Source organism: Geobacillus sp. E263 (genome assembly GCF_007197795.1).
Classification (GTDB): Bacteria; Bacillota; Bacilli; order Bacillales; family Anoxybacillaceae; genus Parageobacillus_B; species Parageobacillus_B toebii.
In genome coordinates, this window is the sequence record NZ_CP041632.1 from 2,353,670 (window position 1) to 2,380,286 (window position 26,617).

The window sequence follows — 26,617 nt, forward strand, 5'->3', positions numbered from 1 at the left end:
TTTTCCTCTCTTATATATACTTCTATTATATTACCTGCTCACCTTGAGCAAAAGAGCGGAGCGGGATCATGAAAAAAAGAGCGCATTCCGCTGTGCGCTCTCTTACTCGCATCCATTTTATTTCCCCCACTCTTCCGGGTTTTCCCGCCATTTTCTTAAAGTGGTGAGGTCTTGTTCTGTCACGACGCCCAGTTCGACTGCGGTTTCAATAAGTGTGTCGTAATCTGTCAGTGTATACACTTCTACGTTATTTTCCGCAAATGCTTGTTTTGCTTTTTCGAGTCCGTACGTAAAAATGGCGACGATACCAAGTACTTGACAGCCTGCTTCCCGCAATGCGCGGACGGCATTCAAAGAGCTTCCGCCTGTAGAAATTAAGTCCTCAACGACAACGACCTTTTGTCCTTTGTCGACTTTTCCTTCAATCTGCTTTCCTTTTCCGTGGCCTTTTGCTTGGCTGCGCACGTAGCACATCGGCAGGTTTAGCCGTTCACTGACCCATGCCGCATGTGGAATGCCGGCTGTGGCCGTTCCGGCGATTGCTTCGACGTTGGAAAAATGTGCGCGGATCAGCTTAGTGAGCCCATCGGCGATCGCGTTTCGTACGTTCGGATACGCAAGTGTAAGACGGTTGTCACAGTAAATCGGTGATTTCAATCCAGACGACCATGTGAACGGTTCATTTGGCTGCAGCGATACAGCGCCAATGCGGAGCAAATGTGTGGCGATTTCTTTGTTCATTCGTTTTCCTCTCCCTTCCATTCCCGTTTTAGCCGCTCGTAAGCCGCAGCTGGATTTTCTGCGCGGGTAATGCTTCTACCGATGACAATAAAGCTTGCGCCGAGTTTTTTTGCTTCATATGGGGTGACGACGCGGACTTGATCGTTTTTTTCATCATCGGCAAAGCGAATGCCTGGGGTAACGGTCAAAAAGGCTTCTCCGCAATGTTTGCGGATAAGCGGCACTTCTTTTGCCGAGCAGACGACCCCGTCAAGCCCGCTTTGTTTCGCCAGTGCCGCGTAATGAAGCACCGTTTCTTCCATTGTCCGGCCGATCCAAAGTTCGTTATGCAGCATTTGCTCGCTTGTGCTTGTCAGCTGCGTGACGGCGATGCAATATGGACGGCGCGCTCCGTTTGGCGTTCCCGCTTCTAATCCTTCGAGCGCCGCTTCCATCATCCGCGTTCCACCGGCGGCGTGGACGTTGACTAAATCGACCTCTAAACGGGCCAATCCCTGCATGGCGCGTTTGACCGTATTCGGAATATCATGCAGCTTTAAATCAAGGAAAATCCGGTGTCCTTGTTCTTTTAAGCTATGAATGATCGCGGGACCTTCTTGATAGTATAATTCCATGCCCACTTTGACAAATAGCGATGTATGAGAAAATGGCTGTAAAAATGTTCGTACTTCCTTGCCCGACGAAAAATCAAGCGCCACAATAAACGGATCGTTCACCTTTTTTCCAGCTCCTTCCCATGCATTCGGAAATGTGGTCGATGCCAAGCTCGTCCAAAAGCGCCGGCAGCTTGTCAATAATGTTCGGGCAGACAAACGGGTCGATAAAATTCGCCGTCCCAATTGCGACGGCGCTGGCGCCGGCATAGAAAAACTCAATGACATCTTCAGCAGATTGAATGCCGCCCATGCCGATAATCGGAATCGAAACGGCTTGGCTTACTTCGTAAATCATGCGGATCGCAATCGGCTTAATCGCCGGTCCCGATAATCCCCCGGTTCGGTTCGCCAAAATCGGCTTTGCCGTTTTCACATCGATGCGCATGCCAAAAAGTGTATTAATCATCGTTAGTCCGTCCGCTCCCGCCGCTTCAATCGCTTTCGCCATCTCGACAATGTTGGTGACGTTTGGCGAAAGCTTGACATAGACAGGCACTTCGGACACTTCTTTCACGAGCTTCGTGAGTTCTGCGGCAATTTCCGGAACGGTGCCAAACGCAATGCCGCCTTTTTTGACATTCGGACAGGAAATATTGAGCTCGAGCGCGTGAACATTTGGCGCTTTGGAAATATGTTTGGCAACCTCTACATATTCCTCCATCGTCGAGCCAGCCACATTCGCGATAATCGGAACATCAAATTGCGCAAGCCACGGCAGTTCTTCTTTCATTACTTTTTCTAAGCCAGGGTTTTGCAGACCGATGGCGTTTAGCATTCCGCTTGGCGTTTCCGCCACTCTTGGCGTCGGATTGCCAAAGCGCGGTTCTTTTGTTGTCGCTTTGATCATAATCGCGCCAAGCTTGCTTAAGTCATAAAATTGCGCATATTCGCGGCCAAATCCGAAACATCCTGATGCCGGCATAATCGGATTTTTAAGCGAAAGCCCCGGCAGTTCGACCGCTAAACGGTTCATAACACCACCTCCCCGGCTTTAAACACAGGACCGTCGCTGCATACTTTTTTATACGCCGTTTCACTGCCAGGAACGCGGCAGACACAGGCAAAACACGCGCCGATGCCGCAACCCATCCGTTCTTCTAATGAAAGATATACTTCTTTATCTGGAAACATTTGTTCTAGCGCCTTTAACATCGGTTTCGGCCCGCACGCGTACAAGACGTCAAACGAAATCGCCCGCTCATGGATGACATCGGTGACAAATCCTTTCGTTCCGTGAGAGCCATCAACAGTGGCGATATACGTTTCCCCGAACTCTGCAAACTCCCGTTCATAAAAGACGACCTCTTTCGTTTGAAAGCCGAGCACGCTTGTGACGATAACTCCTTTTTTGACAAGTTGTTTCGCTAATTCGTAAAGCGGAGGAACACCGATGCCGCCGCCGACAAAAAGCGCGCGCTGTCCTTTCTCTACGACATCGAGTGGAAATCCGTTTCCGAGCGGGCCGAGCACGTCGATTGTTTCCCCAGGCCGTTTTTCCGAAAGCAATGTCGTGCCAATTCCTTCTTTCCGATAAATGAGCGTACATTCCCTCGCATCTTGATCGATGCGGCAAAGGCTAAGCGGACGGCGCAGGAGCGGGTCCGCTTGCGAAGTCACTTTCACATGGACAAATTGGCCTGGTGCATTCATTTCCTCAACTAAATGGCCGCTTAACGTTAGTTCATAAATGTTTTTTGCAATCGGCTTGTGACGGACAACCGTCATTTGTTCTTGTTTCATCATACGCGCACCATCCCTTGTGTCATCGCCGTTGTCGAAAACGTCATCGATTCGATGACTTGAAGCATCGCCTTCGCCGTATCCAGCGAGGTTAAGCATGGAATGCCGTTTTCGACCGCTTCACGGCGAATGCGGAATCCATCGCTTTCCGGCTGTTTTCCTTTTGTAAGCGTGTTGATGACAACTTGCGCTTTCCCTTGACGAATCACATCTAAAATGTTCGGCGATGCGGAATGGATTTTATTGACGATGGTTACCGGAATGTCCGCCGCTTTTAACGCTTCCGCCGTGCCGTTTGTCGCGAGCAGCTGATAGCCAATTTGATAGAAACGTCTTGCAAGTTCAATCGCATCTTCTTTATCTTTATCGGCAACCGTCAATAGGACAGCTCCGTATGGACGAATATGGATTCCCGAAGCAACTAACCCTTTATATAACGCTTTTTCAAATGTCACGTCTTTGCCGATCACTTCGCCGGTTGATTTCATTTCCGGACCGAGCGAAATATCGACGTTGCGCAGTTTGGCAAATGAGAAGACCGGCGCTTTCACGTATACTCCTTCGATTTCTTGCCTCAAGCCTGTTTCATAGCCAAGTTCCGCGAGTTTCGCTCCTAAAATGACTTTCGTCGCGATATTCGCCATCGGCACATTGGTAATTTTGCTTAAAAACGGCACCGTGCGGCTTGAACGCGGATTCACCTCCAGTACGTACACTTCGCCTTGATACATAACAAATTGGATATTCAATAATCCAACAATGCGCAATCCTCTTGCCAATTTAATCGTGTAATCGACGATTTTTTGCTGGATGTCCTCCGTTAACGTTTGCGGCGGATAAACGGCAATCGAGTCGCCGGAATGCACGCCCGCCCGTTCGATATGTTCCATAATTCCCGGGATAAACACCGTTTCTCCGTCAGAAATCGCATCCACCTCGATTTCTTTTCCGATTAAATAACGATCGATGAGAACCGGATGCTGCGGGTTCACTTTGACGGCGTGCTCCATGTAGTGCAATAGCTCTTCTTCTTGATACACGATTTCCATTGCGCGGCCGCCAAGAACATACGATGGACGAACAAGCACGGGATAGCCGATTTCCTCAGCAATCCGCACCGCTTCCTCGACGGAAAATGCCGTTTTTCCTTGCGGCTGCGGAATGCCTAGCTCCGATAATGTTTGTTCAAATTTGTCACGGTCTTCGGCGCGGTCTAAGTCCTCAAGCGACGTTCCCAAAATGCGGACGCCTCGCGCCGCTAATTCGGCCGCCAAGTTGATTGCCGTCTGGCCGCCGAATTGCACGATAACCCCGATCGGCTTTTCTAAATCAATGACATGCATCACATCTTCAATGGTTAACGGCTCGAAATATAATTTGTCCGATATGCTGAAGTCGGTCGACACCGTTTCCGGATTGTTGTTGATAATAATCGCCTCATAGCCCGCTTCTTTAATCGCCCAGACCGAATGAACGGTCGCATAATCGAATTCAATCCCTTGCCCGATGCGAATTGGTCCTGAGCCGAGCACAACGACGCTTTCTCGGTCGGTGACGACCGATTCGTTTTCGTCTTCGTACGTGCTGTAGTAATACGGCGTTTCTGATTCAAATTCCGCCGCGCATGTATCCACCATTTTATATACAGGAATGATTCCTGCTTGTTTGCGCATCTCATACACATCGCGCTCACTCTTGTTCCAAAGCTTGGCGATGGCTACATCGGAAAAGCCCATTTCTTTCGCTTTTCGCAGTACTTCGATATCCCCCTTATAGTCACGAACAACGTTTTCAAAGCGGACGATGTTTTCGATTTTGGTTAAGAAAAATCGGTCAATTTGGCTCCACTCGTGAATTTGCTCGACAGTAAAACCGCGGCGAAGCGCCTCGGCAATATAGAAGAGGCGTTCATCTCCCGCTTTGCGAATCCGCTTTTCGATTAACTCATCTGATATGTTTTCGGCATCTTTAAGTTCGAGATGGTAGACGTTCGTCTCAAGGGAGCGAACCGCTTTTAACAGTGACTCTTCGAACGTCCGTCCGATCGCCATCACTTCGCCTGTGGCTTTCATTTGCGTGCCAAGACGGCGGTTGGCCGATTCGAATTTATCGAACGGAAAGCGCGGAATTTTCGTCACAACGTAATCGAGCGTTGGTTCAAAACAGGCGTACGTTTTTCCTGTCACCGGATTAATGATTTCATCTAACGTTAAGCCAACGGCGATTTTCGCGGCGAGCTTGGCAATCGGATAGCCGGTAGCTTTTGACGCCAGCGCCGATGAGCGGCTGACGCGCGGGTTGACTTCAATAACGTAGTAATGGAAGCTATGCGGATCGAGCGCCAGCTGCACATTGCAGCCGCCTTCGATGCCAAGAGCGCGAATGATTCTTAGCGATGCGTTGCGCAGCAATTGATATTCGCGGTCGCTTAGCGTTTGGCTTGGAGCGACGACGATCGAATCGCCGGTGTGAATGCCGACCGGATCGATATTTTCCATATTGCAGACGACGATCGCGTTATCGTTGGCGTCGCGCATCACTTCATACTCGATTTCTTTATAGCCCGCGATGCTTTTTTCTAGCAAGCATTGATGAACAGGGCTTAGTTTTAACCCAGTAGAAACGATATCGATCAATTCTTCCTCGTTTTTGCAAATGCCGCCGCCAGTGCCGCCGAGCGTAAACGCCGGGCGGACGATAACCGGATAGCCGACCTTTTCCACGAAAGCGTATGCTTCTTCCAAGCTATGAATAATTTCGCTTTCCGGAACCGGTTCGCCAAGTTCGTTCATGAGCGCGCGAAATTGTTCGCGGTCTTCCGCTTTTTCAATTGCTTCTAATTTTGTTCCTAAAATTTCAACGCCGCATTCTGCGAGCACCCCCGTTCTAGCAAGCTCGACCGCCAAGTTTAGCCCAGTCTGTCCGCCAAGTGTCGGCAAAATCGCGTCCGGACGTTCTTTGCGGATAATGCGAGAAACGAATTCGAGCGTGAGCGGCTCCATATATACTTTGTCGGCAATTTCCGTATCGGTCATAATCGTTGCTGGATTGGAGTTAACTAAAATAACTTTGTATCCTTCTTCCTTTAGCGCCAAACATGCCTGTGTGCCCGCATAATCAAACTCCGCCGCCTGGCCGATGACAATCGGGCCGGAACCGATCACTAAAATCGTTTCAATGTCTTGGCGTTTAGGCATGAACGATTTCCCCTTTCTTTTTAAACTCGCGAATCATCTCAATAAACTCATCAAATAACGAGTTATCATCCTCAGGACCAGGTGAGGCTTCCGGGTGGTATTGCACCGTAAACGCCGGATAATCAAGATGCCGCAATCCTTCTACCGTGCCGTCGTTTAAAGCGATATGGGTTACTTCTAATCTTGTATGTTGCAATGATTCTTTTTTGACAGTATAGCCATGATTTTGTGAAGTGATCGCTACTTTTCCCGTCGCCAAATGCTTCACTGGATGATTTGAGCCGCGATGGCCGAATTTCATTTTTTCCGTATCGGCGCCACAGGCGAGCGCGAACAGCTGATGGCCGAGGCAGATGCCAAAGAGCGGCACTTTGCCGAGAATGCCTCGAATCATTTCAATCGCTTCCGGCACATCTTTCGGGTCTCCAGGACCGTTTGATAACATTACTCCGTCCGGGTGCAAACGTAATACATCTTCCGCGGTCGCGTTATATGGAAGCACAATCACATCGCAATTTCGTTTATTTAATTCGCGCAAAATGCCATGTTTCATGCCGAAATCAACGAGGACGACGCGATAGCCTCGCCCCGGGCTTGGATACGGGCTTTTTGTCGAGACGCGCTTCACTTGATCTCTCGGCAGTTCCGTTGTTTTCAAGTATTCGACAACCTCTTGCACGCTTGCATCTAAATCGCAGATCATTCCTTTGAGCGTGCCATATTTTCGAATAATCCTCGTTAATTTTCGCGTATCGATTCCTGATAACCCCGGGATCCGTTTTTCTTTTAAATACTGATCGAGCGTCATTTCGTTTCGCCAATTGGATGGTGAGTCGCACACTTCTTTAACAATGAAACCATGAACATGCGGTTCAATCGATTCAAAATCATCGTGATTAATGCCATAATTGCCGATGAGCGGATACGTCATTGTTACAATTTGTCCGCAATAAGAAGGATCGGTTAAAATTTCTTGATAACCGGTCATTCCCGTGTTAAACACCACTTCTCCAACCATTTTTTCCGTGCTGCCAAACGCGTCGCCGATAAAAAACGTACCGTCTTCTAATACAAGCTGCCGTTTCATTTATTCTCTTCCTTTCTGCCAAACTAGTTTTCCGCCGACAAACGTCATCACCGGCCAACCCTTACATTTCCAACCGGCAAATGGAGTATTTTTCCCTTTGGATACAAACGTCTGTGGATCAATTACTTCTTCGGTCTCTAAATCTATAATCGTAATATCCGCCCGCTCGCCGACAGCAATCTTTCCAAGCGGCAAGCCGAAGCATTCAGCCGGCTTCACCGTCAGCAAATCAATCAGCTGCTTCAGTGTCAATATGTTCGTTTCGACCAAGTGGGTATAAAGGAGCGGAAACGCCGTTTCCAAACCGACAATGCCAAACGGGGCGGCATTGATTCCTTTTTGTTTTTCCGCTTCCGTATGCGGGGCATGGTCGGTTGCGATAAAGTCGATCGTGCCATCAAGCAGCCCCTCGATTAACGCCTCGCGGTCTTCTTTGCTGCGAAGCGGCGGATTCATCTTATAATTCGCGTCAGGGCCTGGAATATCTTCATCGCATAAAAGAAGATGATGCGGCGTCACTTCCGCGGTGACGCGAATTCCTGCCCGTTTTGCATCGCGGACAACGCGGACCGATTCTTTCGTGCTAATATGGCACACATGGTAGTGACATCCCGTTGCTTCCGCTAATAGCACATCACGTGCGATATGTACCGATTCGCATACGGATGGAATTCCATATAGCCCGTAGCGGTGCGCAAATTCGCCATCATGCACCACACCGCGATTCGCCAGCGTGTTATCTTCGCAATGGGCGACAATTGCCATATCTAGTGCAGCAGCCCGCTTCATCGCTTCATACATCATGCCGGCAGACTGCACGCCTACCCCGTCATCGGTAAACGCGAACGCACTTGCTTCTTTTAATGCGGCAAAGTCGGTCAGCTCTGTTCCTTGCTGGCCGACCGTAATGGCCGCATATGGAAGCACATGGACATAAGCCGTTTCGCGGATTCGCTTGCAAAGCCATTCCATTTGTTCTTTCGTATCCGGCACTGGTCGCGTATTCGGCATTGCCGCCACTGTGGTAAAACCACCTTTTGCTGCTGCCAGCGTTCCGGTGGCAATCGTTTCTTTCGCTTCGCCGCCCGGTTCGCGCAGGTGAACATGCAAATCGATAAATCCGGCTGATATCAACTTCCCTTGTACATCGATAACTTCGTCTGCTTCTTCACTGTGAAGCTTGGAGCCGATGGCGGTAATAAATCCATTTTCGATTTTTAGTTCCGTCCGTTCGATCACACCATCTTTATTGAACGACTTGCCATTTTTTAAAATAATTGCCATTGGCCATTCTCCCTTCTTCGATTGCTCGTTTTAACACAGCCATCCGCACATAGACGCCGTTTTCCATTTGCTTAAAAATGCGCGAGCGTTCCGATTCAACAAGGCTGCTTTCAATTTCGACATCGCGATTGACTGGCGCCGGATGCAAAATAATGCTGTTTGCTTTCATCTTTTTCGCCCGCTTTATCGTCAGTCCATAGCGCTCATGATACTGTTCTTTTGTCAGCCCCATTTTTTCCGCGTGCCGTTCATGCTGGATGCGCAGCAGCATGATGACATCCGCCTCCGCTACCGCTGTATCAATATCTACATACGTACCATATGGATTTGCTTCATCTTTCCATTCTTCGGGGCTCGAAAATAACACCTTCGCTCCGAGTCTTGTCAGCACTTCGGCATTAGAGCGGGCTACGCGGCTGTGACGAATATCCCCGATGATTGCTGCAGTCAGCCCGGCAAATGTGCCAAACTCCTGCCGGATGGTGAGCAAATCTAAGAGCGATTGCGTCGGATGATGCCCGCAGCCGTCACCAGCGTTAATGATGGGAGTGCGGACCGTATGACGAAGCTCTTCAAAATACGCATCTTGCGAATGACGAATAACAAGCGCGTTTACCCCGATCGCCTCAAGCGTGCGGACCGTGTCGTACAATGTTTCTCCTTTTTGTACGCTCGACATATCGGCATCAAACGGAATCACGTGAAGCCCTAGTTTCCGTTCCGCCATTTCAAAGCTGCATTTTGTCCGTGTGCTTGGTTCAAAAAACAAATTGGCGATAAACATCGGTTCAGGCGGACGCCAAAAATGTCCTTTTCTAAATTGCTCCGCATCCTCTAATAATCGGATAATTTCCGTGACGGACAGTTCAGATAATGTAAACAAATGTGCCATCGTTTTCTCTCCTTTGCTTGATTTCTCATAAAAAAACACCCTGCCTAGAGACAGGGTGTTACACAGTTCGCAAAAAGGGACCAGAAAGCAACTTTCGTCTTTCCAGACAACGATCTACCTTTTTCCTTCTCGTCGTAACACCCTTTTAAGTCTCTCGGGACTTAATTAAAAGGTGCAGTTATGCCACATGATCGTTACTATTTTCTTTTACTTCGAACATATTTTCGTTTACTTCCGGGCGCCCCGGTAAAATAAGGTTTAAGAGGACACCAATAATTGCCGCAAGCGCCATACCTTGAATTTGGAATTGTTCTGTCACTTTTAACACCGCGCCGCCAATTCCAATGACTAAGATAACAGAAGAGATGACTAAGTTGCGTGTGTCTCCAAAATCGATGCGGCTATCGACAAGCATGCGCAAGCCCGAAGAGGCGATAATTCCGAACAACAAGATCGACACGCCTCCCATCACCGGGGTTGGAATCGAGCTAATAAGCGCCGTTACTTTTCCGATAAATCCAAAGATAATCGCAATCATCGCCGCACCTGCTAACACGTAGACGCTATAGACCCGCGTAATCGCCAATACTCCGATGTTCTCGCCGTACGTTGTTTTTGGCGGTCCGCCGATAAGCGCAGAAATCATCGTCGCTGTACCATCTCCTAAAATCGAGCGATGCAAACCCGGTTTTTGAATTAAATCGCGTCCGACAACTTTGCTTAACACAAGCTGGTGTCCGATATGTTCGGATAGCGTCGCTATCGCGACTGGCACCATTAGCAGCACAATATCCCACGTGATGTGAACTGGATAATCGACAAATGGAAGGAGAAAATCCGGCATTTCAAACCATTTTGCTTCCACGACTTTCGAGAAATCAACAACCCCAACGATAAGCGCGTATACATAACCGGCGATAATCCCTGCTAGCACCGGAACTAAACTGAGCATGCCGCGCAAAAAAACCGAGCAAATGATCGTTGCCGCAAGTGTGACAAGCGCAACCGAAAAGTATGTGAAACTGTATTTTCCATCCGGGTTGTTCATCGCCATATTCACAGCGGTATTCGCCAATCCAAGACCGATTACAATGATCACCGGTCCGACGACAATTGGAGGCAATAGCTTCATAATCCACCGGTAGCCAGCCTTTTTAATGACGAGCGCCACAATGCCATACACAAGTCCTGCCAGAAAGCTGCCGATCATCGCCGCTCCTGGCCCTCCCGCTGTTTTTGCTGCAATAATCGGAGCGATGAAAGCGAACGATGAACCGAGGTATGCAGGAACCTGCCATTTCGTGATCATGAGAAAAGCAAGCGTTCCGAGCCCGCTGGAAATGAGTGCGATCGACGGGCTTAATCCAACTAAATAAGGCACTAAAATCGTCGCCCCGAACATGGCGAACAAATGTTGTAAACTAAGGGTTAACCATTGCATCGGCGATGGCCGGTCTTGAATATCTAACACAGGTTTGTTCATCGTAAAAACTCCTTTCTTCTTTTGCATAAAAAACCTCTTTGCCCTTGAGGGTGCAAAGAGGGTACAGAGATAGTCCGAGCCTATCTTTCCGTCCCTTTTGCAGCCTCTCGGGACTGCATTTAAAAGGGATTGCTTTTATTTTTCATGAATGCTGACTTGGTCCAGTTCATCGACTTCCGTCAACTCAACAACAATCAATTCGGAGCTTGATGTTGGAATGTTTTTGCCGACGAAATCAGCGCGGATCGGCAGTTCGCGATGGCCGCGATCGACAAGCACCGCAAGCTGAATTTGTGCCGGGCGCCCAAGGTCCATCACCGCGTCCATCGCCGCGCGCACCGTTCGGCCCGTAAACAATACATCATCCACTAATATTACTTTTTTATTCGTCACATCAAACGGTACATCCGTTCCTTTCACGAGCGGCTCGTGGTCGATCGTTTTTACCGTTAAATCATCGCGATACAATGTAATATCTAATTCACCAACAGGGACTGCTTTTCCTTCAATTTGTTCAATCCGTTCCGCTAATCGTTTCGCTAAATAAATGCCGCGCGTTTTAATGCCGATAAGCACACAGTCATCAATGCCTTTGTTGCGTTCGATAATTTCATGGGCAATCCGCGTCAATGCGCGGCGAATCGCTTGTTCGTCTAATACAACGGCTTTTTGCATGCCATTTCACCTCCATAAAAAAATCCTCCCGCCCAGGAAGCGAGAGGAACCGTTCACGCGTACAGAACAAGACATACTGCGCCTTACGTTATCATATTGATATTGATCCGATCCCTTCTCAGCCTCACAGGACTGAATTTAAAGGTTCTTATTCATTTGACCTTATTGTACGTTTTCTTTGTCTAGTTGTCAATCACCTTTTCGCAACAATTGTAAAAGATGCTCAAACTCAGGCGGAAGTGGCGCCTCAAACTCCAAATATTCTCCAGTGCGCGGATGGGTAAATCCGAGCACTCCTGCATGTAAAGCCTGCCCGTCAATTGGCAGCGTCTTTTTCGGTCCGTATTGCGGATCGCCCGCTAACGGATAGCCAATATATTTCATATGCACGCGAATTTGATGGGTTCTTCCTGTTTCTAATTGGCATTCGACAAACGTATAGTGGCGAAAACGTTCTAACACACGGAAATGAGTGACCGCCTCTTTTCCGTTTTCTTCTGTTACCGTCATTTTTTTACGATCTCGTTTATCGCGGCCGATCGGCGCGTCAATCGTGCCGTAATCGTGTGGAATTACTCCATGAACAATCGCTTTATATTTTCGCGTCACCGTTTTTTTCACAAGTTGATCGACAAGCGACTGGTGCGCCATATCGTTTTTGGCAACCATCAATAATCCAGATGTATCTTTATCAATGCGATGCACAATACCCGGACGAAGCACTCCGTTAATGCCTGATAAATCGGTGCAATGGGCAAGCAAGGCGTTTACGAGCGTGCCGCGCATATGCCCTGGTGCTGGGTGAACGACCATGCCGCGCGGTTTATTGACAACAAGAACATCAGCATCCTCGTAATAAATATCTAACGGAATATTCTCTGGCACGACATGAAGCGGCTCCGGTTCCGGAAGGCGAACGACAACGACATCGCCAGCTGAACTCTTGTAATTCGCTTTGACATGCTGATCGTTAACGGTGACAAGCCCATCTTTTATCCATTGCTGCACTTTGGAACGAGACCATTCTTCATTTAATGCTGCAATCACTTTATCAATCCGTTCATTGTCGTATTCCGCATCAATATGAAATTGAATAACATCCATTACCGATTCTCCTTTTCTGTTTTTCCAGCAAAAAACGTTTTAATAAAGACAAGCGCTACACCGATACAAAGCGCGGAATCAGCAATATTAAACACTGGAAAGCTATATGTGCCAATGTATGTATGAATAAAGTCAACGACTTCTTTGCGGAAAACCCGGTCAATAAAATTGCCGATCGCTCCCCCAAGCATAAGGCCAAGAGCAATTCCAAACAGCCTCTCTCCCCGCGGCAAACGCTGGATATAGATGACTAACCCGATAACAACGATGACTGTAATCAAATAAAACAGCCAAAACTGTCCTTGCAAAATGCCCCATGCCGCGCCGCGATTACGATGAGAGGTGATATAAAGCACATTTGGAATAATCGGAATGCTTTCCCCAAGCCGCATATACTTTACAACAAGCCATTTCGTCCATTGATCGATGGCGATGACCGCCAGCGCAATGATATAGTATATCACCATATCCCCCCACTCACGTATATCATACCTAATGCATTGTAGCATAATCAGGCAATTATAGACAATTGGATGATGCGATAAAAACAGCGGAGCCGCCGCAATCCGGCAGCTCCGCCAGCTTTAGGCGGAATAATGTTCTTTCACAATATGGGCGCATCGAGGGCATAATGTCGGATGATCCGCATCTTTTCCTACTTCCGGAGTCACCACCCAGCAACGCTCGCATGTTTCTCCTTCCGCCGGTTTGACGATAACGGCCACATTGGCCAATTTTTGCGCATCTTCTGGAGCATGTTCATAGTCATCTGCAATCGTAAACTCGGATACGATAAATAACTGTTTTAGATCTTCTTCGATCGATCCAAGCAATTGTCGCGCTTCTTTTGTCGGATATACCGTAACGCTTGCGGTCAACGATTTGCCAATCACTTTTTCGTTGCGCGCCACTTCTAACGCTTTTAACACATCATCGCGCAAGTTCATAAACGCATCCCATTTTGCAACAATCGCGTCTTCTTCGTCAATGTTTATTGTCTCTGGCATATCAACAAGTTGAACGCTTTCTTCTTTTTCTTTTCGATTTGGAATGTGCTCCCATACTTCCTCTGCAGTATGTGGCAAAATCGGCGCTACAAGCTTTGTTAACGCGACAACCGTTTCGTACAATACCGTCTGAATCGAACGGCGGGCGCGATCGTTTGGCGCTTCGATATATAAAATATCTTTTGCAAAATCTAAATAGAAAGCACTTAAATCAACAGTACAGAAATTGTTCACATCGTGATAAATGGACGCAAAATCATACGTTTCATAGGCATGCTTTACGTTTTCAATCAAATGGTTTAATTTTACAATCATGTAGCGGTCGACTTCACGTAATTCGTTAACCGGAACCGCATCTGTTTCTGGATTAAAGTCGAATAAGTTTCCGAGCATAAAGCGGAACGTATTGCGAATTTTGCGATATACTTCCGCCACTTGTTTTAAAATGCTGTCAGAAATGCGAACGTCCGCTTGATAATCAACAGAAGCAACCCATAAACGCAAAATGTCGGCACCAAGCTGTTCCATCACTTTCGCCGGCACAACGACATTGCCAAGCGATTTGCTCATTTTCCGTCCTTCTCCATCGAGAACAAATCCGTGGCTTAATACAGCTTTATACGGTGCTTTACCGGTAACAGCGACGGCAGTCGAAAGCGAAGAGTTAAACCAGCCGCGATATTGGTCGGAACCTTCTAAATATAAATCTGCCGGGCGTTGTAAATCATCACGTTCTACAAGCACTGCCTGATGGGAAGAACCGGAATCAAACCATACATCCATAATGTCTGTTTCTTTCGTAAAGATACCGTTCGGGCTTGATGGATGAGTAAATCCTTCCGGTAATAAATCTTTCGCCTCACGCTCAAACCAAACGTTCGAACCATATTGACGGAACAAGTTAGATACATGTTCAATCGTTTCGTCCGTAATAATTGGTTCACCGTTTTCCCCGTAAAAGACTGGAATCGGTACCCCCCATGCACGTTGACGAGAAATGCACCAATCGCCGCGGTCGCGAATCATATTATGGATGCGGATTTCGCCCCATTCCGGAATCCATTTTGTTTCTTTAATGGCCTGAAGCAGTTCACCGCGAATTTTATCGATGGATGCAAACCATTGTGTCGTAGCACGGAAAATCGTCGGCTTTTTCGTACGCCAGTCGTGCGGATACGAGTGAGTGATGAAACTGAGTTTTAAAAGCGCCCCGACTTCTTCTAATTTTTGCGTAATCGCTTTGTTTGCTTCATCGTAAAACAGTCCTTCAAAGCCTGGCGCTTCGCTTGTCATATAGCCGCGCTCATCGACTGGACATAGCACATCCAAGCCGTATTTTTGCCCGACAATAAAGTCATCTTCCCCATGTCCAGGCGCGGTATGAACGCATCCTGTTCCGGCGTCTGTCGTAACATGTTCACCGCAAATGACTAAAGAATCGCGGTCATAAAACGGATGTTTTGCCACGACATATTCTAAGTCTTTTCCTTTGATCGTTTTCACAACCGTTACTTCGTCCCAGCCGATTTCTTTCGCAACAGATTCTAATAACGCAGCAGCAACGACATATTTTGCACCGTTTGTTTCCACCACTTGATAATCAAGGTCTGGATGGACGGCAATCGCTAAGTTTGCTGGAATCGTCCAAGGCGTTGTTGTCCAAATGACGATTTTTTCATCCCCGTCAAGCACTCCTTTTCCATCTTTCACTGGGAATGCAACATAAATGGAAGGGGAACGTTTGTCTTTATACTCAATTTCCGCTTCCGCCAACGCCGATTCGCTTGATGGAGACCAATATACCGGCTTTAGGCCTTTATAAATAAGTCCTTTTTTCGCCATCTCGCCAAACACTTTAATTTGTTGTGCTTCATATTCCGGTTTCAACGTAATATATGGATTTTCCCAATCGCCGCGCACGCCAAGACGCTTAAATTGCTCGCGCTGATTATTAATTTGTTCATACGCATATTGTTCACAAAGCTTGCGAAATTCCGCAACGCTCATCGATTTTCGGTCAACTCCCTTTTTCGTGAGCGCTGTTTCAATCGGAAGTCCATGTGTATCCCATCCAGGAACGTATGGCGCGCAATAGCCGCTCATCGATTTATAGCGGACGATAATATCTTTTAAAATTTTATTTAAAGCGTGTCCCATATGAATATCGCCGTTCGCGTACGGCGGCCCGTCATGCAGAACAAACAACGGGCGTCCTTTTGTCCGTTCTTGCACTTTTCGATAAATGTCCATTTCTTCCCATTTTTTCTGGATTTCCGGTTCACGCTTCGGTAAGTTTCCGCGCATCGGAAATTCCGTTTGTGGCATTAACAGCGTTTCTTTGTAATCCATGTTCATTCCTCCTATCCTTATTATTTCATGTATAAATGAGCGAAATAGATAAGCAGCTGATCAAGTTGGAAAGACAGTAGAAACGTAAAAAACCGCTCTCTCCCAAAAAGGGACGAGAACGGTCTCGCGGTACCACCCTTATTGGCTATGTATGCCATAGCCCACTTTGCATTCGTAACGTGAATGACACGCCACTGCCTACTTTTCCGTTCAGCATGGAACTCCAGGGTGATCTTCACTCTTTCGCTTATGCCAGGCTTCCACCATCCCCAGCTCGCTGAAATAAGCGTTGAAAGAGCTACTGTCCCTTTCATCGTTAACGCCTATGTTCATTTTATTCGATATTATATGCGAAAAAATCAATGGTCGTCAAGATTGGGAGAGTTCTTCCTTCTCCTTTGTTTCTAATTCTGGCACTTCATATTCCATTAAATCATCCCAATCGCGATTATTCAACATTTCTAGCTGTGCTTCAATGAGCATGCGAAAACGCATGCGAAATACTTTCGATTGCCGCTTTAGTTCTTCAATTTCAAGAGAGATTTTCCGCGATTTCGCAAGCGCTTCGCTGATGATGCGCTCCGCATTTTTTTCCGCTTCTTTAATGATTAGTTTCGCTTCTTTCTCCGCGTTTCGCTTTACTTCTTCCGCTGTTTCCTGGGCAACTAAAATCGATTTGTTTAATGTTTCTTCAATATTAGTAAAGTAATTTAGTTTTTCTGTCAATTCCGCCACTTTTTCCTCAAGTTGCTTTTTTTCGCGAATCACCATTTCATAATCTTTAATGACTTGATCAAGAAATTCATTTACTTCATCTTCATCATAGCCGCGAAAACCCCGGCTAAACTCTTTATTATGAATATCTAATGGCGTTAAAGGCACAATGGCCACCTCCGTCTCGAAATTCCTTTTCCTTATCATTCGACATTTTTCTATCAATTCCTGCAACCATTCGATTATTTTTGTATTCCGATTCGAATGCGCCACTTTTCTTTTTTTGTTTTTCCTTCAATGGATATAATTTTACAGCGGCCAAATCCGCGCGCGGAAAGAATGTCTCCTTGTTGGCATTCAAAATGTGCTTGTTCAACGATTTTCCAATTTACTTTTACAAATCCATTTTCAATGAATGACTGAATTTTTTGCCGTGATACATGAAATGCTTGTGATAATATTGCATCCAGCCTTAATGATGAAGCGGTAATGGTCGTATCTTGCCACTTTTCTTCTAACGTGATAATCTCTGTCAACGGTCTTTTTTCTACCGAAACATTTGCTTTTCCGATTGCGTGCAAATGTAGGCGGATATAGTCCGCCACTTCGTTGGCCGCCAAAAATTGAACCCGTTCCTCCTTCATTAAAATATCACCAAATTTTCCGCGCCTCAACCCAAGCGACATGAGCGCCCCTAGCACTTGGCGATGCTCTAGGCTGATAAATTTGCTCGGATAATGGACCTCAAACAAAGCAATTTCATAATCTTCATCCGTGGGCTGAAAATATGGCGGGAACAATAGCGCTCTTTTGCGCTCCACAAACGGGGCGCCGCCAAAAAAAGCAATGCGAACCTCCTCATCGCGACCGATGACGCTTTGCACAATTTGTTGCTCACGTGGATCTAAAAAGTCAGTAAGCTTTGGTGCGTATTGTCTCTTTACCGTTTCTTGCCACTCTAATACCTGGTCAATAAAATGATGTTCTTCTTTGCGAAAATGCTGGTATATTTCCATCTGTTCACACCTAACTTCCATGAAGAAAGGAACCCTATGATGGATTCCTCACACTAAATTTAACATATCAAAAAGGGCATACAACCCTTTTGTCGCAAATTCAAGCACTAAAAAAGCGACGATCGGAGAAATGTCAATCATTCCGATTGGTGGAATAATGCGGCGAAACGGTTCTAAATATGGCTCGCAAATCGTCGCAAGCATTTGGCCGACTTTTGTATCACGAGCATTGGGAAACCATGACATCAAAATGTAAATAATTAGCGCATACGAATAAATTTGAATCAATGTACTCAAAAACCAAAGCAAACTGTGCATAAACGGCTACCACCTCTTCATTGATGTATCATCGTCACTATCGATGGAAATCGAACCAGTCACATCTACGTTATCTGGCGTGCACAAAAAAATTTTTGTGCCAACTTGTTGAATATCTCCTCCAATGGCATATACGGTACCGCTTAAAAAGTCGACAATACGCTTTGCTTGTTCGTGTTGAATTCGTTGTAAATTCACCACAACCGCGCGGCGATTTTTTAAATGGTCAGCGATTTCTTGCGCTTCCGCATATGCTCTTGGCTCAATTAATACTACTTTCGACGACTTTTGCACGCTTTGTAAGCTCACCACATTGGATTTGGTATTTGCCTTTGTCGCTTGCCGCATTTCTTCCTCTTCCTCATATTCCTCTTCATATTCTTCATATTCCTCATAGTCTTCCTCTAAAAAATAATCTTTAAATTTTTTTATCAATCCCATTGATTTCACCTCCTAAAATTCTTTTCCAACAAGCGATGTGCCAAGGCGAATAAAAGTTGCGCCTTCTTCAATGGCGATCACGTAATCGTTGGACATCCCCATAGACAGTTCCGTACATGGAGCGTTTGGAATATGTAATGCTTGTACATTTTCTTGCAATAATTTTAATTGACGAAAGCATGTACGTAAAATAGATTCATCATCTGTATAAGGCGCCATCGTCATTAAACCAATCACTTCAATATGCGAAAAGTCTTGCAGATGTTGAATAAACGGAATCACTTCTTCTTTTGCTAATCCATGTTTAGTCGCTTCACCCGATACGTTCACTTGAACAAAACATTTCACCCGCTTCGTTGCTCGCTTTTCGATTTCTTTAGCAAGCGACATACGATCAAGCGAGTGAATATAATCCACTTTGTCAATAATATTTTTCACTTTTCGTGATTGCAGTGTGCCAATAAAATGCCATGTCGGCTCCGCGCCCAACGCTTCATATTTTTTCAACAACCCGTCATCACGATTTTCTCCCAAATCGGTAATGCCGGCTTCTAGCGCCTCTCTCGCCCGCTTTACACTTACATATTTCGTAACGGCAACAATGCGAATGTCGGCAGGGTTGCGTCCTACTCGTTGGCACGCTGCTTCAATGTTTTCTCGAATGATTGCTAAATTGTCGCGAACCGTCATCATTCATTCCTCCTTCCTGCCGATAAACGCCATCATTCTTCCTGTTTTTCCTTGATCACGGCGATGAGAGAAAAACAAATGATCAGCACAACTCGTACAATACCCGGAAACATCAATATGTTCTTCATGAATTCCTGCCTTTATCAGTAATACTTTATTCAGCTCTTTTAAATCAAGAGCATATTGCCCTATGCTCACTTGCTTATACGGAAGCTTCTCTTCCCCTTCCAAAACGCGATCGACGCGCGTGATCACACGGTCATCGACGATATAGCAACAAGCGCCAATCGAAGGGCCGATCACAACGTATATATCCTCAAGAGGAATTTGCTCACACTCATGCCAAAGACGAACCATTTCTCCCGCAATGTTTTTTACTGTTCCTTTCCATCCGGCATGAGCAAGGCCAATCATGCCATGTTTCGGAGCCATAAAATAAAGCGGTACGCAATCAGCAAAACATAAGGCAAGCAACAATCTTGCCTCTTCTGTATACAGACCGTCCGTACCCGCTATAGCGGACTGATAATCCGTTGTTCCTTTTCCACCGTGGTCGGTTGTCACCTTTTCAATGTGAACATCATGTATTTGGTCGCAACATATCCACCGTTCAAGTGGAAATTGCAACAAATCCGCCAAACGCTGTCGATTGCTGCAAACAAAAGAAGGGTCATCCCCAACATGCAGCCCTAAATTGAATGTCGCAAACGCTCCTTTACTCACTCCTCCATGTTTCGTCGTAAATCCAGCAACGATCTGAGGAAACGAATGCGACTGCAGCATCAACAATTCCTTTTCTATTTGTCGAAAAATGTCTGACATCCTCGTCAACCTCATATCTTTTTTGTTGATTTTTATCACTTTTTTTCCTATTTTATCATAGTTTGCTTAAACATGATAATCCTTATTTTTTATTTACTCGCTTTCATGCAAACGTACTAAAATAACGTCCGCACCAATTTTGACGATATTTTGCCACGGGATGACTGTCGTTTCCTCCCGGCCAAATAAACCGAGTACTTTCCCTGATCCTAAAATAATCAGTGATTGTATTTGCCCTGTCTCTAAATCAATATCTATGTCCCCGATATTGCCTAATTTTTTTCCGTTTGCAACGTTTACCACATCTTTTGTTTGAAACTCAGAAATTCTCATCATTCAACATCCCCCGCTTTCTTCTCTTATCATAACTATATGAGTTTGCCTAGTGGCTTATGTAAAAAAGAAAAGAGCTGAACGAGCAGCTCTTATACTTGAATGTTTTTATTCATTTGACGAATCGCCGCCTTTTCCAACCGCGATACTTGCGCTTGGGAAATTCCAATTTCTTCGGCAACTTCCATTTGCGTTTTTCCTTGGAAAAAACGCTTGCGGATAATCATTTTTTCTCGTTCATTTAGACGGCGCAGTCCTTCTTTTAGCGCAATTTCTTCAATCCATTGGCTATCACGGTTGCGTTCATCACTTAATTGATCCATCACGTAAATCGGATCACCGCCATCGTTATAAATTGGCTCAAATAACGAAACAGGGTCTTGGATTGCATCTAAGGCAAACACCACTTCCTCATGAGGAATGCCAAGCACCTTTGCAATTTCTTCCGTCGAAGGCTCTTTCGCCGTCTCGCTCATCAACTTTTCACGCACTTGCAACGCTTTATAGGCAATATCACGAAGCGAGCGAGATACGCGAATCGGATTATTATCGCGCAAATATCTGCGAATTTCTCCAATAATCATCGGTACTGCATATGTCGAAAATTTTACATTTTGGTTTAAATCAAAGTTATCAATCGATTTCATAAGTCCGATACAACCAACTTGAAATAAATCATCCACAAATTCACCGCGATTATTAAAGCGTTGAATGACGCTCAATACAAGCCGCAAATTGCCATTCACTAATTTTTCCCTTGCCTCCAAATCCCCTTCATGCATTCGCTTAAACAATTCTCTCATTTCTTCGTTTTTTAGTACAGGGAGCTTAGATGTGTCTACTCCGCAAATCTCAACTTTGTTTCTTGTCAAGTTGTTCCCTCCCATCAGGAGATGCTAAGTCGTCCATTTTCAGTATCTCCTCCGGAAGGAAAAATATGCACGCAGATCCATGCATAAAAAAACGGCAATGCGAAACCATTGCCGTCATTTTACATCATTTTATTGAATTCTTTGCGAAGCCGCTTAATAATCCGCTTTTCTAGCCGTGATATGTAAGATTGCGATATGCCAAGCAAATCGGCAACATCTTTTTGTGTTTTTTCTTCTCCGCCTGAAAGCCCGAAACGAAGTTCCATAATTTGTTTTTCACGGTCGCTAAGCTGCCTTAGCGCATTGAATAAAAGACGCCGATCGACATCTGCTTCAAGGTCTTTCGTAATCACATCATCTTCCGTGCCAAGCACATCTGATAACAATAATTCATTACCATCCCAATCAATATTTAAAGGTTCATCAAACGATACTTCCGCACGCACTTTATTATTGCGGCGCAAATACATTAATATTTCATTTTCAATGCAACGAGAAGCGTATGTCGCTAATTTAATTTTTTTCTCTGGATTAAACGTATTTACTGCTTTAATAAGTCCGATCGTTCCAATGCTAATCAAATCCTCGATATTAATTCCCGTATTTTCAAATTTGCGCGCAATATATACAACAAGCCGTAAATTGCGCTCAATAAGCAGTGACCGTGCAGTTTCATCCCCAGATGAAAGCTTTTTAATCAACATCTCTTCTTCTTCTTTTGTCAACGGTGGCGGCAGCGCCTCACTTCCACCGATATAATACACTTCATCCGCTTTAATCCTTAACTTCGCCAATAACTTATACCAAAAATAAATGATACGAAGTTTCCACGTTTTCATCAAAATCCCCCCTTCTAAATTAGCAAAAAGCGAGTATGATATAGTAACGAATCATGAAGCTGTGAGCCTCTTCCCCGTTTGTACCATTTTCGGATGTATAATACACTCATATTCTCCATCAGCAGATAAAATGGTTTCGTTTAATCCGACAAGCCCTTTTTGGATTTCCAGCCATTGTTGTTCGTAAAAAATCATGATGCGGTCTGGTCTAATCGCAACTAAAAATTGTTGTTCGCTCCCTACAACCCGATATGGAACAATACGCAGACGATGCACCCACTTTTCCAATTGCTCATTATTGATCCAATCCATTGATTTTCCTAACTGGATATGTTGCACTAATTCTTCCGGCAGCACTTCCTTTACTTTATTCATCTCAACAATCATGACAGGCATTTTCGATAGTGGATCATATAGTTGGTTGCCGCTATCAATGAGTCCTTTTAATTGAAGAGGTATGCCATCAAATACAATAAGGACGTCGACAATATGTTCAAATCGCAACTTTTTTTCGCGAATCCCGTTGATGCGTGCTCGCGAAAATAACCATAAGGCTGGGAATCCTAATAAAACAAACATCCAACTGACCGGGTCGCCCACACCGAGCGAATACGTTGTTAACACACTTGCATGAATATCGATTTGCCGCTGCAAAAAATAATGGACGGCAATCATACCTCCTCCGACCGTAAACGTCACAAAATAAAAGGCAAATAAATTTTCCAAAAAATACCTTATTCGTTTAAATCCAAATGTAACGAAAACGATGAGAAATGAGAACACAATTTTGATTGCCGGATGCTGAGCATACATAGAAAACGGTGTAAATATCATTACAACAAGAGATGCGCCAATAAACGCTCCAAACAACACTCGCCACCACACGACATCCCGCTTTAACATAATTGCTGTCAACCAAAGCAATAAACTGTCAAAACAAACATTTAATAACCAAATGACATCCAAATAAACGGCCAATCAAACAGCCTCCTTCACTCACAACAAAAACAAGCAGTTTCTGAAAATAGTATATAGTACATCTTATTGGAAAGTCTGTCAATTTATGATGGTGAAAAACAGGAATTTTTGTCAAAGAAACAAGAAAAGCGGAGGCGGCGCGATTAGCTCTCGAAGCGAAATGTTCTTCGACCGCTGAAGTGCTTGCACTTCAAGGGAGAAGGTTATTTCGCACAAGAGAGCTAGCCGCCGAGCTAGACAATAAAGAAAAGCGGAAGGCGCCCAATTTCGCCTAAAAGCTGCCCACGTCCTGTGGGCAACGGCGAAATGTCGCCATCCTGGCTCCGCGACACGCGCTGAAGGACCCGCGAGGAGGCTCAGACCAAACAAAGTTTGGTCTTGCGTGGGTTGTTCAGAGAAGTTAATTCAATGTGTTGCCGCCGCAACTAGGCAAATGGAAAAGCGGAGGCGGCGCGATTAGCTCTCGAAGCGAAATGTTCTTCGACCGCTGAAGTGCTTGCACTTCAAGGGAGAAGGTTATTTCGCACAAGAGAGCTAGCCGCCGAGCTAGACAATAAAGAAAAGCGGAGGCCGCCAATGTCACCGTCCTAGCTTCGCGATACGCGCTAGGAAAAAATATTAACTAAAAGAAAAAGAGCACGAACCATAAAAGATTCGCGCTCTTTCGTTTAGCGGCGGCGATTGCGATTGCGAAGAAAAGCAGGAATGTCAAGCGGATCTTCGGCTTGCGCGGAACGAAACGCCGCATAATCTTGTACGGCTTCTTCGTGTTTTTCCCGTTTTGGTGCTGCTGTTACTTTCGGAATCGTACCAATTCCAATACGGGATGGGCGCGATTGTGATGCCACATTTTCATTAAACCCAGTCGCAATAACCGTTACAACAATTTCATCTTTTAAGTCTTCATTAATGACCGAGCCGAAAATCATATTAACATCTTGGTCAGCCGCAGATGCGACAATATCGGCAGCTTCTTGTACCTCATAAAGGCTTAAATTCGTGCCGCCGGTAATGTTCATCAAAACACCTTGTGCTCCATCAATCGATGTTTCTAACAATGGACTAGAGATTGCTTTTTTGGCCGCTTCCGCCGCCCGGTTTTCCCCGCTTGCAATCCCGATGCCCATTAGCGCAGAGCCCTTGTTGGACATAATTGTTTTCACATCGGCAAAGTCTAAGTTAATAAGACCTGGCACTGCGATTAAATCCGAAATACCTTGTACACCTTGACGAAGAACGTTATCTGCTTCACGGAATGCCTCTAACATCGGTGTGTTTTTATCGACGATCTCTAGCAAGCGGTCGTTTGGAATGACAATTAATGTATCGACTGCTTCTTTCATCGCGGCAATACCACTTGCTGCCTGTGTCGCCCGTTTTCTCCCTTCAAATGTGAATGGACGGGTAACGACACCAACAGTCAATGCTCCTAATTCACGGGCGATTTGAGCAATAACTGGAGCAGCCCCAGTTCCTGTTCCACCGCCCATTCCTGCAGTAACGAACACCATATCAGCGCCTTTCAGCGCTTCTTCAATTTGCTCCTTACTTTCTTCCGCTGCTTTTTTCCCTACTTCCGGATTTGCACCTGCGCCTAAACCGCGCGTTAATTTTGCGCCAATTTGCAGCTTTGTTGGTGCTTTCGATAAATTTAACGCCTGTGCGTCCGTATTGACAGCAATAAACTCAACACCTTGTACACCGTGCTCAATCATTCGATTTACAGCGTTGTTACCGCCGCCGCCAACACCAATCACCTTAATCGTTGCCATTTGATCAATTGTAGTGTCAAACTCCAACATAACTAAATCCTCCCAAATTCAATCTCTATTCAAAGAAATACCCGAAAAATTTTTTTACTTTTTTTCCAAGAGTCGCTTCTTTCTTTTTTTGTTTCGGTTGTGATTGCTTTTGCGGATGTTTTTCAACAGGCTCCGCAACCGATGCAGCAACAGGAACCGATTTCCCTTGCAGCATCGCTTGTTGATAAGCAAACTTGATCAGCCCTACTCCTGTCGTATACTGCGGATCGCGCACACCTATATAATCAGGCATAGCAATGCGAACGCTGCTTCCTAATACGACATGAGCCAATTCTAATATTCCTGGCATATTTGCTACTCCGCCAGTTAGCACATAGCCGCCTGGCAAATCACGAAATCCTAGCTTGCGGATTTCATGTTGAACCATTTGAAAAACTTCTTCCAGCCTTGCCTCAATAATATCGGCAATGTCTAATTGACTAAATTGCTGATGCTGATCAGTCCCGATAACCGGCACGATAAATACTTCTTCTTCAGAAGCATAGTCATAAAAAGCATGTCCATGCTTTAGTTTAATCCTTTCTGCATCTTCCGTCGATGTTCGGAGCCCGATCGATAAATCTTTTGTAATATGATCCCCTCCTACTGGCAAAACGGAAGTGGCCTGTAAAAATCCTTGTTCGAAAATAGCGATAGTCGTGGAACCGCCACCGATATCGACTAACGCCACCCCTAAGTTTTTCTCATCGTTTGACAAAGCAAGAGAACCAGCAGCAAGCGGCTGCAGGCAAATATCGCTTATTTCCAGTCCAGCTCTTTCTACACAGCGGAGTAAGTTATGTAAAATCGTTTTCGAACCGGTAATAATCGTTCCTTCCATTTCAAGACGGACACCGAGCATTCCGCGCGGATCGTTAATGCCATCTAACCCATCAACGATAAACTGCCGCGGAATCACGCCAATAATTTCCCGATCTGGAGGAATCGATACGACTTGCGCGGCATCCATCACGCGCGCAACATCTTCATCGGTAATTTCGCGGTTTTCACTGGAAACAGCAACGATGCCGTGGCAGTCTTGAAGCTGGACATGATTGCCCGTCACACCAACAATGACACGGCGGATCGTTAAACCAACCATCCGTTCCGCTTGCTCAACCGCTCTTTTGATCGATTGCACCGTTTTATCTATATCCACTATGGACCCTTTTTTAAGTCCTTCCGATTTTACATTTCCTACTCCAATAATGTTAATAGATTCATTTAGCATTTCTCCGATTATGACTTTAACACTGGACGTGCCAATGTCAAGACTAACGACGATCTCATTGCTGCTCATCTTTTGGTACCTGCCTACTAAAATCGTATATGCACCGCTTCCGTCTGCAACTGTGGCTTCTCATCCATTTTCTTGCGGCCCTATTACGTATTTTAGTAAGCAGTGACACCTCCTTTAAGCTGAAATTTATATATCTCGTATATGCCACACAATTGCGTTATTCTCTATTCATCTTTTAATCTATAACGGATACGCTTGCTTATCATCAGCAATGTTAAAAAGCGAACCAATCATTTTTTACTCCATATATTCAACATTTTAAGAAACTTTCCCTTTT

General features: G+C 45.5%; 25 protein-coding genes and 1 other annotated feature. All 25 genes read right to left on the reverse strand.

The window, feature by feature from the left end:
- Window positions 1-117: 117 nt before the first annotated feature.
- On the reverse strand, window positions 118-741 hold the full coding sequence (gene pyrE / locus FNL97_RS12035) for an orotate phosphoribosyltransferase (RefSeq protein ID WP_097354298.1): 624 nt from the start codon (window positions 739-741) through the stop codon (window positions 118-120).
- On the reverse strand, window positions 738-1,457 hold the full coding sequence (gene pyrF, locus FNL97_RS12040; protein WP_097354297.1) for an orotidine-5'-phosphate decarboxylase: 720 nt from the start codon (window positions 1,455-1,457) through the stop codon (window positions 738-740). The genes pyrE and pyrF overlap by 4 nt, the downstream gene beginning before the upstream one ends.
- Window positions 1,429-2,370: a dihydroorotate dehydrogenase gene (locus FNL97_RS12045; protein WP_143415857.1), complete on the reverse strand. Its 942-nt coding sequence runs from the start codon at window positions 2,368-2,370 to the stop codon at window positions 1,429-1,431. The genes pyrF and FNL97_RS12045 overlap by 29 nt, the downstream gene beginning before the upstream one ends.
- Complete coding sequence (locus FNL97_RS12050) at window positions 2,367-3,140, reverse strand: dihydroorotate dehydrogenase electron transfer subunit (protein WP_143415858.1); 774 nt, start codon at window positions 3,138-3,140, stop codon at window positions 2,367-2,369. The genes FNL97_RS12045 and FNL97_RS12050 overlap by 4 nt, the downstream gene beginning before the upstream one ends.
- Complete coding sequence (carB, locus tag FNL97_RS12055) at window positions 3,137-6,334, reverse strand: carbamoyl-phosphate synthase large subunit (protein WP_143415859.1); 3,198 nt, start codon at window positions 6,332-6,334, stop codon at window positions 3,137-3,139. The genes FNL97_RS12050 and carB overlap by 4 nt, the downstream gene beginning before the upstream one ends.
- Entirely contained in the window at window positions 6,327-7,421 is a 1,095-nt protein-coding gene (locus FNL97_RS12060) for a carbamoyl phosphate synthase small subunit (protein ID WP_062678253.1), read from the reverse strand. Before FNL97_RS12060 ends, carB begins: the two co-directional genes overlap by 8 nt.
- On the reverse strand, window positions 7,422-8,705 hold the full coding sequence (pyrC, locus tag FNL97_RS12065) for a dihydroorotase (RefSeq protein WP_143415860.1): 1,284 nt from the start codon (window positions 8,703-8,705) through the stop codon (window positions 7,422-7,424).
- Window positions 8,668-9,597: an aspartate carbamoyltransferase catalytic subunit gene (locus FNL97_RS12070; protein ID WP_143415861.1), complete on the reverse strand. Its 930-nt coding sequence runs from the start codon at window positions 9,595-9,597 to the stop codon at window positions 8,668-8,670. Before FNL97_RS12070 ends, pyrC begins: the two co-directional genes overlap by 38 nt.
- Before the next feature lie 178 nt (window positions 9,598-9,775).
- Window positions 9,776-11,080, reverse strand: a complete 1,305-nt coding sequence (locus FNL97_RS12075; protein WP_143415862.1) for a solute carrier family 23 protein — start codon at window positions 11,078-11,080, stop codon at window positions 9,776-9,778.
- Between the two features lie 135 nt (window positions 11,081-11,215).
- Complete coding sequence (gene pyrR, locus FNL97_RS12080) at window positions 11,216-11,755, reverse strand: bifunctional pyr operon transcriptional regulator/uracil phosphoribosyltransferase PyrR (RefSeq protein WP_081189378.1); 540 nt, start codon at window positions 11,753-11,755, stop codon at window positions 11,216-11,218.
- A 189-nt stretch (window positions 11,756-11,944) separates the two neighbouring features.
- Window positions 11,945-12,859, reverse strand: a complete 915-nt coding sequence (locus FNL97_RS12085; protein ID WP_015863376.1) for an RluA family pseudouridine synthase — start codon at window positions 12,857-12,859, stop codon at window positions 11,945-11,947.
- The gene (lspA, locus tag FNL97_RS12090; RefSeq protein ID WP_205729470.1) at window positions 12,859-13,326 is read right to left on the reverse strand and encodes a signal peptidase II; all 468 of its coding nucleotides are present in this window, start codon (window positions 13,324-13,326) and stop codon (window positions 12,859-12,861) included. The genes FNL97_RS12085 and lspA overlap by 1 nt, the downstream gene beginning before the upstream one ends.
- A gap of 117 nt (window positions 13,327-13,443) precedes the next feature.
- Complete coding sequence (ileS, locus tag FNL97_RS12095; protein ID WP_062753463.1) at window positions 13,444-16,215, reverse strand: isoleucine--tRNA ligase; 2,772 nt, start codon at window positions 16,213-16,215, stop codon at window positions 13,444-13,446.
- A gap of 105 nt (window positions 16,216-16,320) precedes the next feature.
- Window positions 16,321-16,538 (reverse strand) — a binding site (T-box leader).
- 46 nt (window positions 16,539-16,584) lie between these two features.
- Window positions 16,585-17,097, reverse strand: a complete 513-nt coding sequence (locus FNL97_RS12100) for a DivIVA domain-containing protein (protein ID WP_015863373.1) — start codon at window positions 17,095-17,097, stop codon at window positions 16,585-16,587.
- A 74-nt stretch (window positions 17,098-17,171) separates the two neighbouring features.
- Window positions 17,172-17,945 (reverse strand): YlmH family RNA-binding protein, encoded by a 774-nt coding sequence (locus FNL97_RS12105; RefSeq protein ID WP_062678258.1) that lies wholly within the window; start codon window positions 17,943-17,945, stop codon window positions 17,172-17,174.
- A 48-nt stretch (window positions 17,946-17,993) separates the two neighbouring features.
- Complete coding sequence (locus FNL97_RS12110; protein ID WP_062678259.1) at window positions 17,994-18,263, reverse strand: YggT family protein; 270 nt, start codon at window positions 18,261-18,263, stop codon at window positions 17,994-17,996.
- A gap of 6 nt (window positions 18,264-18,269) precedes the next feature.
- Entirely contained in the window at window positions 18,270-18,704 is a 435-nt protein-coding gene (locus tag FNL97_RS12115) for a cell division protein SepF (protein WP_015863370.1), read from the reverse strand.
- A 12-nt stretch (window positions 18,705-18,716) separates the two neighbouring features.
- Window positions 18,717-19,394 carry a YggS family pyridoxal phosphate-dependent enzyme gene (locus FNL97_RS12120; protein WP_143416329.1) on the reverse strand — a complete coding sequence of 226 codons (678 nt, stop codon included), beginning with the start codon at window positions 19,392-19,394 and terminating at the stop codon, window positions 18,717-18,719.
- A 3-nt stretch (window positions 19,395-19,397) separates the two neighbouring features.
- The gene (pgeF, locus tag FNL97_RS12125; protein ID WP_062753464.1) at window positions 19,398-20,216 is read right to left on the reverse strand and encodes a peptidoglycan editing factor PgeF; all 819 of its coding nucleotides are present in this window, start codon (window positions 20,214-20,216) and stop codon (window positions 19,398-19,400) included.
- Between the two features lie 93 nt (window positions 20,217-20,309).
- Window positions 20,310-20,552, reverse strand: coding sequence for a YlmC/YmxH family sporulation protein (locus FNL97_RS12130; RefSeq protein WP_015863367.1), 243 nt, complete (start codon window positions 20,550-20,552; stop codon window positions 20,310-20,312).
- Between the two features lie 89 nt (window positions 20,553-20,641).
- Entirely contained in the window at window positions 20,642-21,421 is a 780-nt protein-coding gene (gene sigG, locus FNL97_RS12135) for an RNA polymerase sporulation sigma factor SigG (protein WP_143415863.1), read from the reverse strand.
- A 119-nt stretch (window positions 21,422-21,540) separates the two neighbouring features.
- A complete protein-coding gene (gene sigE, locus FNL97_RS12140; protein WP_015863365.1) occupies window positions 21,541-22,260 on the reverse strand; it encodes an RNA polymerase sporulation sigma factor SigE in 720 nt (239 codons plus the stop codon).
- 51 nt (window positions 22,261-22,311) lie between these two features.
- Window positions 22,312-23,238 carry a sigma-E processing peptidase SpoIIGA gene (gene spoIIGA / locus FNL97_RS12145; protein WP_143415864.1) on the reverse strand — a complete coding sequence of 309 codons (927 nt, stop codon included), beginning with the start codon at window positions 23,236-23,238 and terminating at the stop codon, window positions 22,312-22,314.
- Between the two features lie 668 nt (window positions 23,239-23,906).
- Window positions 23,907-25,040 carry a cell division protein FtsZ gene (gene ftsZ / locus FNL97_RS12150; RefSeq protein ID WP_143415865.1) on the reverse strand — a complete coding sequence of 378 codons (1,134 nt, stop codon included), beginning with the start codon at window positions 25,038-25,040 and terminating at the stop codon, window positions 23,907-23,909.
- 25 nt (window positions 25,041-25,065) lie between these two features.
- Window positions 25,066-26,340, reverse strand: coding sequence for a cell division protein FtsA (ftsA, locus tag FNL97_RS12155; protein ID WP_143415866.1), 1,275 nt, complete (start codon window positions 26,338-26,340; stop codon window positions 25,066-25,068).
- Window positions 26,341-26,617 lie beyond the last annotated feature (277 nt).